This window comes from Vibrio sp. Scap24 (assembly GCF_013394185.1).
Classification (GTDB): domain Bacteria; phylum Pseudomonadota; class Gammaproteobacteria; order Enterobacterales; family Vibrionaceae; genus Vibrio; species Vibrio pomeroyi.
Map to the genome: position 1 here is coordinate 1,287,875 of NZ_CP041332.1, position 13,020 is coordinate 1,300,894.

Consider the following 13,020-nt stretch of genomic DNA (forward strand, 5'->3'; position numbering starts at 1 on the left):
CCTATCAGCCTTCTTGCATTTTAAGTAGTACCTTGCCTCTGGTGTGTCCGGTTTCAACCTGTAGATGCGCCGACTGCGCTTCATCCAATTGGTAGATACCTTGAATTTCTGTTTTAAGCAATCCAACACTCACCATATAAAGCATGGTGTCCATCTGCTCAGGGTTTGGCTCAACCAGCATGCCTGATGCAGTAAAACCTAATAGTGTAGCTTTTTCACAGATCAGTTCTGCAGATAGAGTCGGAACGGTCACTACTCTTGCGCCATCTTTCAAGCACTTCAACGCATCAAGCGCGGTATCGCCACCGACCAAATCAATCAGCACATCAACATCAGAAACTCGTTCTGAAGCTGGAGCAAACTTATAGTTGATCGCATGAGCGCCTAGCGTTGCAAGATAATCGAGGTTAGCTTCGCTACAGGTGGTGTAAACCTCGGCTTTTGCTGCCACTGCAATTTGAACCGCAAGGTGACCTACGCCGCCTGCGCCCGCTAAAATAAGCACGCGATCGCCTTCTTTCACTTCAGCTTTATTAAGTGCTTGAGCTGCTGTTTGGCTAGCAAGTGGTAATGCCGCTGCCGCTTCTAGGGTAACAGAATCAGGAACCATGCTGAGTGCCGCTTCTGGAACACATACATATTGGCTGTAGCCGCCACCTTGCAGTGGGAAACCAATAAAGCCTGCCACGTTGTCACCAACGGTAAAACGTTCAGCCTGTTCGCCTAGCGTGACAATTTGGCCCGAAATATCGTATCCCGGCACCCAAGGAAGGTTGTCTTTGTTTTGTGCTGCTGCCCAACCAAGGCCAGCTCGGGTTTTCACATCAATAGGATTAATGCCCGAAAAGGAAACTTTAACCACCACTTCTCCGGCCTTAGGCTCAGGAATCGCACTGGTTTGAATACTAAGGTTTTCGACGCCGCCGAATTGAGTAATCGCAATCTGTTTATTTTCCATTTCCACATTTCCTTGATTGATAAAAGCCCTAGTGAGCAAGCACCCTAATTAATAAAAAGAAAGGGATGCGAAAGCATCCCTTTGACTATAAACCATTTAATAAGGCTAAGTTAACCGCTCATTCGTAAATTGACGACCAATTAACGTAACGATACATGACCAGAAATCCATTAACCGACTAGCGCTAATAGAATACCCGCCGCAACCGCACTACCAAGTACACCTGCTACGTTCGGGCCCATCGCATGCATCAACAAGAAGTTCTGAGGGTTTGCCTCAAGACCGACTTTGTTCACAACACGTGCCGCCATTGGAACTGCTGATACACCAGCTGCACCAATCAATGGGTTGATGTCCTCTTTCGAGAAGCGGTTTAGAACCTTCGCCATCAATACACCACCCGCAGTACCAATACTGAACGCAACTGCACCTAAGCCAAGAATACCCAGAGTCTCTAAGTTCAAGAAAGTATCCGCTTGAAGCTTAGAACCAACACCGAGACCAAGGAAAATAGTCACAACGTTAATCAGTTCGTTTTGCGCTGTTTTCGATAGGCGATCAACCACACCCGCTTCACGCATCAAGTTACCCAGACAGAACATACCCACTAGAGGTGTTGCTGAAGGTAGGAACAAAATCGTCATCAGTAGTACAGCAAGCGGGAAGAGGATCTTCTCTGCCTTGCTAACATGACGAAGTTGAGCCATCTTAATCTTACGTTCTTCAGGAGACGTTAACGCCTTCATGATTGGCGGCTGAATAATAGGGACCAATGCCATGTAGCTATACGCCGCTACTGCAATCGCACCTAAAAGATCAGGAGAGAGCTTACTCGCTAAGAAGATCGCGGTTGGGCCATCGGCACCACCAATGATCGCAATAGAAGAAGCGTCGGCCATCGAGAATTCCATGCCTGGAACATAGTTCAGCAAGATCGCGCCAAATAGCGTGGCGAAGATACCAAACTGAGCCGCTGCCCCTAGCCACAATGTTTTAGGGTTCGCAATCAACGCACCGAAGTCCGTCATCGCACCCACACCCATAAAGATCAGCAGTGGGAAAATACCCGTTTCAATACCAATGTAGTAAACGTAGTACAGCAAACCACCTGGATCAGTAAACCCAGCGTTTGGAATGTTTGCTAATACAGCACCAAAACCAATAGGTAGTAGAAGTAACGGTTCAAATCCTTTACGAATTGCCAAAAATAACAATAAGCAACCAACCAACATCATACAGATCTGGCCGAACTCAAAGTTCGCAATCCCTGTTTCAGACCATAAGGTCATCAATCCTTCCATGGTACTCCCTTACGCCAAGCTTAGTAGTGGAGCGCCTACAGTAACTGCATCGCCTTCTTTAACATTCAGTTCTTGAACGATACCACCACGAGCAGCACGAACTTCCGTTTCCATCTTCATTGCTTCTAGGATAAGCAGAACGTCGCCTTCAGCAACCTCAGCACCCGCCTGAACGTTAACTTTAAAGATGTTACCCGCCAATGGAGCAGGAACCGCTTCAGCGTCAGAAGCTGCTACAGGTGCAGCCTGAGCCGCTTGAGCAGGTTTTGCTGATGGCGCAACAGATGTTAGTTCACCTTGTGGGCCAACCTCGACATCATACACTTGACCATCAACCTTCACGCTGTAGCTTTCGATGCCACCAGACACAGGAGCCGGAGTTGCAGCAACTGGAGTCGCAACTTCTGCCGTTGGTGCTGGTTCAAATGCTTCAGGGTTACGACGGTTCTTAAGGAACTTAAGACCCACTTGTGGGAAGAGTGCGTAAGTCAGGACATCATCTACTGTATCTTCAGCTAGAGAGATACCTTCTGATTTCGCTTTCTCTAAAAGGTCCGTAGTCAGCGTATCCATTTCTGACTTAAGCAAGTCAGCAGGACGACAAGTGATTGGCTCTGCACCATCCAGAACTTTCGCTTGCAGTTCAGCATCTACTTCCGCAGGTGCTTGGCCGTATTCGCCTTTCAGCAGACCTGCCGTCTCTTTAGTGATGCTCTTATAGCGCTCACCCGTTAGAACGTTAATAACCGCTTGAGTACCGACAATTTGAGAAGTTGGTGTTACCAAAGGAATGTAACCAAGCTCTTTGCGTACGCGTGGGATTTCTTCAAGAACCTCGTCCATACGATCGGCTGCGCCCTGCTCTTTAAGCTGACCTTCCATGTTAGTCAACATGCCGCCAGGAACCTGAGCGATCAAGATGCGAGAATCGACGCCTTTTAGCTGGCCTTCCCATTTCGCGTACTTTTTACGTACATCACGGAAGTAAGATGCGATTGGTTCAATTTGGTCAAGCTTAAGGTTAGTGTCACGCTCTGTACCTTCTAACATCGCCACAACCGTTTCAGTTGGTGTGTGACCGTAAGTACAGCTCATTGAAGAGATAGCCGTGTCTAGAATATCGATGCCCGCCTCAACGGCTTTAACCGCTGTTGCTGTCGATAGACCCGTTGTCGCGTGGCTATGTAACGCTAGAGGAACATCACACGATGCTTTGATGCGTGTAATTAACTCTTCCGCTTCATAAGGCTTTAATAAACCTGACATATCTTTGATACATAGTGAATGACAACCTAGGTCTTCTAGACGCTTAGCCAGATCAACCCAAGTATCAGAGTTGTGAACCGGACTGGTTGTGTAAGACAAGGTACCTTGAGCGTGGCCGCCAACATCAATCGTTGCTTTCACCGCTTTTTCAAAGTTACGTACGTCATTCATCGCATCAAAAATACGGAATACGTCCATGCCATTCTTATGGGCACGTTCAACAAATTTTTCTACTACATCATCCGCGTAGTGACGGTAACCCAACAGGTTTTGACCACGCAGTAGCATCTGCATTGGTGTATTTGGCATCGCTTTTTTCAGTTCACGCAGACGCTCCCATGGATCCTCTCCAAGAAAACGGATACACGAATCAAACGTCGCGCCGCCCCAAGTCTCTAGAGACCAGTAACCGACTTTATCCAGTTCTGCCGCAATTGGCAGCATATCTTCGATACGCATACGAGTAGCAAATAGTGACTGGTGCGCGTCACGAAGTACCACATCTGTGATAGCTAGTGGTTTAGACATGCTCATAAACTCCTTTTTAATCCTTTAAATGCTACTTAGCAGTAGACGCACGGTATTGATGAACCGCGGCCGAAATTGCTGCCACTACCTGTGGACTAACAGCTGAAGGGTTTGATTGTGATTTTTGAATTTTTTTAGGTGCTGCGATCGGCTCAGGTACTTCTTCTGGTACCAGTTTTGACATCAACCGAACGAGGTAAACTAGAATAGTTAGAAAAATAAAGACAACGGACATTCCCGTTATCATTAGAGTCGCCGCATCTCCTAGCAGGCTTCCAATATTAGTCATGTTGCTTCCTTTCTTCGTCATCCTGACATATGTACAGGATTTCAGCGAATAGTGATCCCGACCCATGGATTATCTCGATTGGTAAAACTTTGTCAATTTTGTTTAAGGTTCTGTTACGGACAACGCACACATAAGGTTAATTATTCGCCTATCAGATCACATAAATCTGTCAAATGAGTCATTTTTAGATATTTAAACTGTGACTTAAACGGGGCTTTTCTGAGAAATGATATGAGAAAGGTGGAATAACAAAGAAGCACTCAAGAAGTACTTAAAATACAACAAGTTAAATGTTAAGTAAATTTAACATTTGATCAACATTTATATAGCAAGCATAAAAAAAGCCTCGTATAAACGAGGCTTTTTTTAATAATGTGGCGCGCTCTGGAGGATTCGAACCTCCGACCGCCTGGTTCGTAGCCAGGTACTCTATCCAGCTGAGCTAAGAGCGCACGGTTTTAATATCAATTCATTGTTACTAACAACGTATCAATATAAGGATTTCATTCTCATAAGAAAGAAGCCCTAAATAGTGGCGCGTCCTGGAGGATTCGAACCTCCGACCGCCTGGTTCGTAGCCAGGTACTCTATCCAGCTGAGCTAAGGACGCACGGTTTTAGTATCAATTAGTTGTAAACAACGTTTCAATACCAGGATTTCATTCTCATGAGAAAGAAGCCCTAAATAGTGGCGCGCTCTGGAGGATTCGAACCTCCGACCGCCTGGTTCGTAGCCAGGTACTCTATCCAGCTGAGCTAAGAGCGCACGGTTTTAGTATCAACTTATAGCCAATACAAGGATTTCTATTCTCGTAAGAAAGAAGCCCTAAATAGTGGCGCGTCCTGGAGGATTCGAACCTCCGACCGCCTGGTTCGTAGCCAGGTACTCTATCCAGCTGAGCTAAGGACGCACGGTTTTAGTATCAAGTTGTATTACACAATCAATACAAGGATTTCACTCTCATAAGAGAGAAGCCCTAAATAGTGGCGCGTCCTGGAGGATTCGAACCTCCGACCGCCTGGTTCGTAGCCAGGTACTCTATCCAGCTGAGCTAAGGACGCACGCTTTTGATATTAATTCTCGATAAACGATTTATCAATATCAGGATTCAAATTCATATATGAACTAAACCCTAAATAGTGGCGCGCTCTGGAGGATTCGAACCTCCGACCGCCTGGTTCGTAGCCAGGTACTCTATCCAGCTGAGCTAAGAGCGCACGGTTTTAGTATCAACTTATAGCCAATACGAGGATTTTCATTCTCATAGAGAGGAAACCCTTAAATAGTGGCGCGTCCTGGAGGATTCGAACCTCCGACCGCCTGGTTCGTAGCCAGGTACTCTATCCAGCTGAGCTAAGGACGCACGGTGTTCATTCATTAAGAATGAAGTTGTGAAATATATCACATTCTTCTTGCTACGAAGAAAAAAAAAGGCCATCGGCCTGTAATGAATGGCGGTGAGGGAGGGATTCGAACCCTCGATGCAGCTACAAACCACATACTCCCTTAGCAGGGGAGCGCCTTCGGCCACTCGGCCACCTCACCTAATTCATTATTCTCACATCACTTACAAGTAAGAGAAGAGAGAATGGCGCGTCCTGGAGGATTCGAACCTCCGACCGCCTGGTTCGTAGCCAGGTACTCTATCCAGCTGAGCTAAGGACGCACATTTACATTGTCTAAATTGCTAATTTTAGACTCGCAAGAAATGGCGGTGAGGGAGGGATTCGAACCCTCGATGCAGCTACAAACCACATACTCCCTTAGCAGGGGAGCGCCTTCGGCCTCTCGGCCACCTCACCGTCTTGCGGAGGCACATATTACGTTTTACCGAAAATATGTCAAACACTTTATTGAAAAAAATTGGACAAAAACACTCAACCGTTTGCTATTTAATCAAAGCGCTTGCAAATTGAACTTATAAGATTCAAATCGCGCTTTTTCCCTTAAAAATTAAGGCGAAAGATTGGCAAGAATAAACAGCCGAAAACAATTATCTAATTTCTTCAGCAGCAAGTGCTACCGCTGGTTGCACCTTACTACGGGATGCGTTTTTACGCTATAGGTGAAGCTAACAAATCTTGAGCTTTGCCAAACAAAATAGAAAGAAACAACGTTGGACAACCGCAACGTTATTACACAGTGCTATAGAGCATTCATTTCACCGAGTGAATGCTGGCTTAGTTATCTAAGCCAGCTATATATCAATGAACACTTCTGTGCTCCAAGATCAAAAAAGGCTAGCAACAACGCTAGCCTCTTCTCTACGCAAAAGTATTAGTAGTTGCCAGATGCAACGTTACCATTACCTTTTTCAGCTTGAATGCGCATGTAGATCTCTTCACGGTGAACAGATACTTCTTTAGGTGCGTTAACACCGATACGTACTTGGTTACCTTTAACGCCTAGTACAGTAACTGTTACTTCATCACCAATCATCAGTGTTTCGCCAACGCGGCGAGTCAAAATTAGCATTCTTTGCTCCTTGAGTAATCTCTAAATTTATCTAGCTACGAGAGCATTATCCAACAAAAGTTATATTTTCGTAAACTATCGATTGAGTTTATTTAACCAAAATGCACTTCTTTTTTAGGATAACCCTGTGTTTCACGTGCTACGATGTATGCATTGTGTAATATGTTAGCAGCCATATCGACTTGCGTTGGTGATATCACCAAAGTTAAAGACTGCTGCTGCAATAAGTGATGCTGTACATCAATTTCGCCTTCAGACAACAATCCATGTGAACTGACCACAATTTCTTGTGTTCGGCTTCCTACCACAGTTAACAAACTAACCTGTTCACTATTACGGATTTTCTCGTCAAAAACTAGTTTTAATTTGGCACTTATGTCTTGTTTAATAATGAGTGCTGCCCGTTCTGTTTCCTCGATCACACTACAGACTTCGATCCCTAACAGTTGGCAATGCGATATGAAAGACGGTAAATCCTCATTCAAACACTCGATACGTACCATGTCTCTTTGAATGGCGATGCCAGCAATATCATTCAAACACTGGTTACCCGCGATCAATGTGCCCTCGCCTGCTTCAAAGCTGGAAAGCACGCGTAATGGCACATTATGTTGCCATGCATATTGAACACACGGTAAATGAAGAACCTTTGCACCTCGGCGAGCCATCTCTTCCATCGACGGAAAGTCTAAGGTATCGAGTTTCTTCGAATGTTTGACAACCCTCGGGTCACAAGAGTACACACCATCAACATCAGTATAGATCTGGCACTCTTTCGCCTGAAGCGCACCCGCTAACGCAACCGCCGTGGTATCTGAGCCACCGCGGCCTAGAGTGGTAATGTCGCCTTTAGCATTCATGCCTTGAAAGCCAGCCACAATCACAATCTGATTATCGTCTAACAAGGTTTGAATAGGAGCAGTATCAATACGCTCTATCGTCGCATTATTATGATTAGAATCGGTGTGTATCTTGGCTTGATAGCCAGTCATCGATGTCGCTTCATAACCTAACTTGTGCAACGTCATTGCTAACAAGGCCATGGAAACTTGCTCTCCGGCCGTTAACAGCACATCCAGTTCTCTAGCGTTGGGGACGCTATCAACCTGTGTGGCTAAGTTAACCAACCGATTTGTTTCACCTGACATAGCAGAAACGACAACCACGATCTGGTGCCCTTCATTTTTCGCTTCAATGATTTTTTCTGCTACATGATGGATTCGTTCTATTGAACCCACCGACGTTCCACCAAATTTCTGCACGATAAGAGGCATTTTCACCCGTCCTCACCTTCCCAAGACCAATGTCTATATATGACAAAAAACACATACTCCGCGTCATGGCGAAGCAATAAAAAATGAACCAAGGAGTCTAACGCAACCATTAGACTTCGTGGTTAATCTCAATCAAACCTGATTTACACACTTCCAATAGACAAAATAAAAGATGCCCAATCATCTGATTGGGCATCTTTGTATCAATTACTTAAGCTTAAAGACGTTCTTCTAGCCAAGTGCGTACAGATTTAAGCGCTTCAGGTAGTGCTTCAACGTCAGTACCACCCGCTTGAGCCATATCTGGACGACCGCCGCCTTTACCGCCAACTTGCTCAGCAACCATCTTAACTAGGTCACCCGCTTTAACTTTGCCGATAAGGTCTTTGGTTACGCCAGCAATCAGGCCAACTTTACCGTCTGCTACGTTAGCAATCAGGATGATGCCGCTACCTACTTGGTTTTTAGCGTTATCAACCATAGTACGTAGGTTCTTGTTGTCTGCGCCTTCAATTGCTGCAACCAGTACTTTAGTACCTGAGATTTCTTCCACTTTGCCCATGATGTTTGCGCCTTCGGCTGCAGCCATCTTTTCTTTAAGCAATTGGATTTCTTTCTCTAGAGATTTCGCTTTCTTAGCCGACTCAGCCAGTTTCTCTTCGTAAGCGTTAGCTTGAGCTTCTACAGCATCTAGAGCCGCTTCGCCTGTTACCGCTTCGATACGACGAATACCAGCAGCGATACCACCTTCAGAAGTGATCTTGAATAGACCGATATCACCCGTGTTGCTCGCGTGGATACCACCACAAAGCTCAGTAGAGAAATCACCCATAGACAGAACGCGAACTTCATCATCGTACTTCTCGCCAAACAGTGCCATTGCACCTTTTTGTTTCGCTGACTCGATGTCCATGATGTTGGTTTCAATCACGTGATTCTTACGAACTTGTGCGTTAACCAAGCGCTCTACTTCTTTAATCTGTGCTGGCGTTACCGCTTCAAGGTTAGAGAAGTCAAAACGTAGGTTATCTGGCTTAACCAAAGAACCTTTCTGAGCAACGTGCTCACCTAGAACTTCACGCAGTGCAGAGTGAAGTAAGTGCGTTGCAGAGTGGTTTAGTGAGATAGCAGCACGACGCTCAGCATCAACTGTTGCTTCTACTTTGTCGCCTTTAGCAAATACACCTTCAACTAGCTCACCGTGGTGCGCAAATGCGTTACCTAGCTTCTGAGTGTCTTGTACTTTGAATAGGCCCGAAGCCGTTTTCAGCGTACCAGCGTCACCGCATTGACCGCCTGACTCAGCATAGAATGGTGTCTCTTCAAGAATGATGATGGCTTTGTCGCCCGCTGATAGTGAAGATACTTCTTCGCCGTCAACGAATAACGCAGAGATTTCACCTGAACCTTCAGTACCTGTGTAACCACAGAACTCAGTGTTGGTGTCTACTTTGATCGTCGCGTTGTAATCCGTGCCGAATTGACCAGCTTCACGTGCACGCTGACGCTGTGCTTCCATCGCCTTCTCAAAGCCTTCTTCATCGATAGTAAAGTCGCGTTCACGAGCTACATCGTTAGTAAGGTCAGCTGGGAAGCCGTATGTATCGTAAAGTTTGAATACTGTTTCACCGTCAAGCTCTTTGCCTTCAAGTGCATCTAGTGCGTCATTAAGGATAACCATGCCGCGCTCTAGAGTACGACCAAAGTTTTCTTCTTCAATGCGAAGTACTTTTTCAACAAGCTCTTGCTGTTTCTTAAGTTCATCTGCCGCAGAGCCCATTACTTCAGCCAGTACACCCACAAGTTTGTGGAAGAACACGCCTTGTGCGCCAAGCTTGTTACCGTGACGAACTGCACGACGAATAATACGACGTAGAACGTAGCCACGACCTTCGTTTGAAGGCATAACACCGTCAGCAATTAGGAATGAACAAGAACGGATGTGGTCAGCAATAACGCGTAGCGATTGGTTAGATAGGTCGTCATGACCAACAACTTCAGCTGTCGCTTTGATTAGCTTTTGGAATACATCAATTTCGTAGTTAGAGTGAACGCCCTGCATGATTGCAGAAATACGCTCAATACCCATACCTGTATCTACAGCAGGCTTAGGTAGCGGTTCCATTGTGCCGTCAGCGTGACGGTTGAACTGCATGAATACGTTGTTCCAGATCTCGATGAAACGGTCACCATCTTCTTCAGGTGTACCAGGACGGCCGCCCCAGATGTGCTCACCGTGATCGTAGAAGATTTCAGTACATGGACCACAAGGACCTGTGTCACCCATTGTCCAGAAGTTATCAGACTCGAACTGTTTACCGCCTTCTTTGTCGCCGATGCGAACGATACGGTCAGCAGGTACACCTACTTTCTTGTTCCAGATATCGAATGCTTCATCATCTGTCTCGTATACCGTTACCAGTAGACGATCTTTTGGCAGTTGAAGAGTTTCAGTCAGGAATTCCCAAGCAAACGCAATCGCTTCTTCTTTGAAGTAATCACCAAAGCTGAAGTTACCTAGCATTTCAAAGAATGTGTGGTGACGAGCCGTGAAACCTACGTTTTCAAGGTCATTGTGTTTACCACCCGCACGTACACAACGCTGAGCCGTAGTTGCTCGTGTGTAGGCACGCTTTTCGGCGCCTAGGAAGCAATCTTTGAATTGGTTCATACCTGCGTTAGTAAATAGCAGGGTTGGATCGTTATGTGGAACTAACGATGAACTGTCTACGATTTGGTGTTCTTTGCTCTCAAAGAACTTAAGGAACGCGTTGCGAACCTCATCAGTGCTCATGTACATGCAGCTCTTCCTGAAAATAGTCGAGTTAGAATTTTGCCGTATTGTAGATCATGGTTAAGGCTTCGACTAGTTTTCTTGTAGAAAAGACACCCTTGGGCAGGATTTTAGATGTAAATCGACAAAATGGAGAATATTTCACTATATCTAGCAGTGGAAAAGCAGAACTCAATTGGCTACCTAGCGATTGAAGAAAGTCCGTAAACTAAGAAGATCTAACTGAGTGACACACAGAGCGAAACGGCCCCAACAAAAAAGCCCCGCATGAAAAATGCGAGGCTTTAAATTTTTCACAGTGGATACTCCTTTCAAGCACCCACTCGATAAAACGTTAGCTTATAGCTCTTCGTTTTCTTCTTCCTGTTCTACATCTTTCTCTTCAAGAACAGCAGGAGTTAGCAGCAACTCGCGAAGTTTAGTGTCGATCTCAAGAGCAACTTCTGGGTTTTCACGTAGGTATTTACCAGCGTTAGCTTTACCTTGGCCGATCTTGTCGCCCTTGTAGCTGTACCAAGCGCCCGCTTTTTCTACTAGCTTGTTCTTAACACCTAAATCGATAAGCTCACCTTCACGGTTGAAGCCTTTGCCATATAGGATTTGAGTTTCAGCTTGTTTAAACGGTGCCGCAATCTTGTTCTTAACAACCTTGATACGCGTTTCGTTACCAACAACCTCATCACCATCTTTGATCGCACCAGTACGGCGGATATCAAGACGAACAGATGCGTAGAACTTAAGAGCGTTACCACCAGTTGTTGTTTCTGGGTTACCAAACATCACACCAATCTTCATACGGATTTGGTTGATGAAAATAGCCATACAGTTAGACTGCTTAAGGTTACCAGTTAGCTTACGCATCGCTTGAGAAAGCATACGAGCCTGAAGACCCATGTGGCTATCGCCCATTTCGCCTTCGATTTCTGCTTTTGGTGTTAGTGCTGCTACTGAGTCAATAACAAGTACATCGATTGCACCTGAACGAGCCAGTGCATCACAGATTTCTAGCGCTTGCTCACCAGTATCTGGTTGAGAAACAAGAAGCGCATCGATATCAACACCAAGTTTTTGAGCGTAGATAGGGTCTAGTGCGTGTTCCGCATCAACGAAAGCACACGTCTTGCCAACTTTCTGTGCTGCAGCAATAAGCTCAAGCGTTAGCGTTGTTTTACCTGATGATTCTGGACCGTAAACTTCTACGATACGTCCCATCGGTAGGCCACCAGCACCTAGTGCGATATCTAGAGATAGAGAACCAGTAGAAATAGTTTCTACGTCCATTGTGCGGTTATCACCAAGACGCATGATAGAACCTTTACCAAATTGCTTTTCAATCTGACCAAGGGCTGCGGCTAACGCTTTTTGTTTATTCTCGTCCATTTCTATCTCCACATAATCGGTTGTCTCAACAAGCGATCTAGAATCTATTTCTAACCCACATAGGGGTGACTAATTGGCTTTCATTATACTGTTGATTCATACAGTGTCTATACCTGTATGAAAATAATTTGTACAAATGTTACTTACCTTCCATTGATAGGTAATCATAAATAACTTGCAGGGCATGGTGCGTGGCTTGTTGGCGTACTTGTGATCTATCACCTGTAAATACATTCGTTTCCACTTTATCCCAGCCGTTTAATGCCTTCCAAGCAAAACAGACGGTACCAACAGGCTTCTCTTCTGTACCGCCGCCAGGGCCAGCAATACCGCTGATCGACACAGAAATAGTGCCATTTGAATGTTGTAGTGCACCCTTGGCCATTTCTATCACCACAGGTTCACTCACCGCACCAAACTCAACCAAGGTTTCAAGCTGAACACCAATCATCTCTTGCTTAGCTTCATTACTGTAAGTGACAAAAGCACGATCAAACCATCCAGAGCTACCCGCCACATCGGTGACCGCCGTTGCTACACCACCACCAGTACAAGATTCAGCAGTCACTAGCACTTGCTTATGTTTTGCCAGTAATGGTCCGAGTTTTTCACTAAGAGCTTGAGTCATCTGCATTATCAAATTCCCTTTATTTACTGTCATATCATTTGGATTCGCATCTTTTCGCATCAGCCGCTTTTCGCACGAAACGCTTTCACGTATCCTAAGCCGCAATAGAAATAAACGAAAGAAGTTA

Annotated in this window: 9 protein-coding genes and 10 tRNA genes; all 19 read right to left on the minus strand. The window is 45.4% G+C overall.

Going from position 1 to position 13,020, the window contains the following annotated elements; genetic code table 11:
* Positions 1-4: 4 nt before the first annotated feature.
* The 19 genes from FLM53_RS05300 to pncC all read right to left on the minus strand — a co-directional run bounded on the left by FLM53_RS05300 (position 5) and on the right by pncC (position 12,899).
* Positions 5-958: an NADP-dependent oxidoreductase gene (locus FLM53_RS05300; protein WP_029222288.1), complete on the minus strand. Its 954-nt coding sequence runs from the start codon at positions 956-958 to the stop codon at positions 5-7.
* A 170-nt stretch (positions 959-1,128) separates the two neighbouring features.
* The gene (locus tag FLM53_RS05305) at positions 1,129-2,259 is read right to left on the minus strand and encodes a sodium ion-translocating decarboxylase subunit beta (RefSeq protein ID WP_019825842.1); all 1,131 of its coding nucleotides are present in this window, start codon (positions 2,257-2,259) and stop codon (positions 1,129-1,131) included.
* A gap of 9 nt (positions 2,260-2,268) precedes the next feature.
* Positions 2,269-4,053, minus strand: coding sequence for a sodium-extruding oxaloacetate decarboxylase subunit alpha (gene oadA / locus FLM53_RS05310; protein WP_176680436.1), 1,785 nt, complete (start codon positions 4,051-4,053; stop codon positions 2,269-2,271).
* Between the two features lie 31 nt (positions 4,054-4,084).
* Positions 4,085-4,342 carry an oxaloacetate decarboxylase subunit gamma gene (locus tag FLM53_RS05315; protein WP_004741884.1) on the minus strand — a complete coding sequence of 86 codons (258 nt, stop codon included), beginning with the start codon at positions 4,340-4,342 and terminating at the stop codon, positions 4,085-4,087.
* A gap of 375 nt (positions 4,343-4,717) precedes the next feature.
* Positions 4,718-4,794 (minus strand) — tRNA-Arg (locus tag FLM53_RS05320).
* Between the two features lie 81 nt (positions 4,795-4,875).
* Positions 4,876-4,952 (minus strand) — tRNA-Arg (locus tag FLM53_RS05325).
* A gap of 78 nt (positions 4,953-5,030) precedes the next feature.
* A tRNA-Arg gene (locus FLM53_RS05330) sits at positions 5,031-5,107 on the minus strand.
* 68 nt (positions 5,108-5,175) lie between these two features.
* Positions 5,176-5,252: transfer RNA gene (locus FLM53_RS05335), tRNA-Arg, on the minus strand.
* A 74-nt stretch (positions 5,253-5,326) separates the two neighbouring features.
* Positions 5,327-5,403: transfer RNA gene (locus tag FLM53_RS05340), tRNA-Arg, on the minus strand.
* Positions 5,404-5,482: 79 nt separating this feature from the next.
* A tRNA-Arg gene (locus tag FLM53_RS05345) sits at positions 5,483-5,559 on the minus strand.
* 69 nt (positions 5,560-5,628) lie between these two features.
* Positions 5,629-5,705, minus strand: a tRNA-Arg gene (locus FLM53_RS05350).
* A gap of 89 nt (positions 5,706-5,794) precedes the next feature.
* Positions 5,795-5,887 (minus strand) — tRNA-Ser (locus FLM53_RS05355).
* A gap of 44 nt (positions 5,888-5,931) precedes the next feature.
* A tRNA-Arg gene (locus FLM53_RS05360) sits at positions 5,932-6,008 on the minus strand.
* 43 nt (positions 6,009-6,051) lie between these two features.
* Positions 6,052-6,144, minus strand: a tRNA-Ser gene (locus tag FLM53_RS05365).
* Positions 6,145-6,619: 475 nt separating this feature from the next.
* Positions 6,620-6,817 carry a carbon storage regulator CsrA gene (gene csrA, locus FLM53_RS05370; protein ID WP_004415691.1) on the minus strand — a complete coding sequence of 66 codons (198 nt, stop codon included), beginning with the start codon at positions 6,815-6,817 and terminating at the stop codon, positions 6,620-6,622.
* Positions 6,818-6,909: 92 nt separating this feature from the next.
* On the minus strand, positions 6,910-8,091 hold the full coding sequence (locus FLM53_RS05375) for an aspartate kinase (protein ID WP_176680437.1): 1,182 nt from the start codon (positions 8,089-8,091) through the stop codon (positions 6,910-6,912).
* Positions 8,092-8,308: 217 nt separating this feature from the next.
* Positions 8,309-10,891, minus strand: coding sequence for an alanine--tRNA ligase (alaS, locus tag FLM53_RS05380; protein ID WP_017632914.1), 2,583 nt, complete (start codon positions 10,889-10,891; stop codon positions 8,309-8,311).
* 333 nt (positions 10,892-11,224) lie between these two features.
* Positions 11,225-12,265 (minus strand): recombinase RecA, encoded by a 1,041-nt coding sequence (gene recA / locus FLM53_RS05385; protein WP_176680438.1) that lies wholly within the window; start codon positions 12,263-12,265, stop codon positions 11,225-11,227.
* A gap of 139 nt (positions 12,266-12,404) precedes the next feature.
* Entirely contained in the window at positions 12,405-12,899 is a 495-nt protein-coding gene (gene pncC / locus FLM53_RS05390; RefSeq protein WP_017633209.1) for a nicotinamide-nucleotide amidase, read from the minus strand.
* Positions 12,900-13,020 lie beyond the last annotated feature (121 nt).

What these genes read in the sequence shown, in the direction of transcription:
- csrA (WP_004415691.1), bottom strand. Translation starts at nt 6,817, where the DNA reads ATGCTAATTTTGACTCGCCGCGTTGGCGAAACACTGATGATTGGTGAT.
- recA (WP_176680438.1), bottom strand. Translation starts at nt 12,265, where the DNA reads ATGGACGAGAATAAACAAAAAGCGTTAGCCGCAGCCCTTGGTCAGATT.
- pncC (WP_017633209.1), bottom strand. Translation starts at nt 12,899, where the DNA reads ATGCAGATGACTCAAGCTCTTAGTGAAAAACTCGGACCATTACTGGCA.
- alaS (WP_017632914.1), bottom strand. Translation starts at nt 10,891, where the DNA reads ATGTACATGAGCACTGATGAGGTTCGCAACGCGTTCCTTAAGTTCTTT.
- oadA (WP_176680436.1), bottom strand. Translation starts at nt 4,053, where the DNA reads ATGTCTAAACCACTAGCTATCACAGATGTGGTACTTCGTGACGCGCAC.
- FLM53_RS05300 (WP_029222288.1), bottom strand. Translation starts at nt 958, where the DNA reads ATGGAAAATAAACAGATTGCGATTACTCAATTCGGCGGCGTCGAAAAC.
- FLM53_RS05305 (WP_019825842.1), bottom strand. Translation starts at nt 2,259, where the DNA reads ATGGAAGGATTGATGACCTTATGGTCTGAAACAGGGATTGCGAACTTT.
- FLM53_RS05375 (WP_176680437.1), bottom strand. Translation starts at nt 8,091, where the DNA reads ATGCCTCTTATCGTGCAGAAATTTGGTGGAACGTCGGTGGGTTCAATA.
- FLM53_RS05315 (WP_004741884.1), bottom strand. Translation starts at nt 4,342, where the DNA reads ATGACTAATATTGGAAGCCTGCTAGGAGATGCGGCGACTCTAATGATA.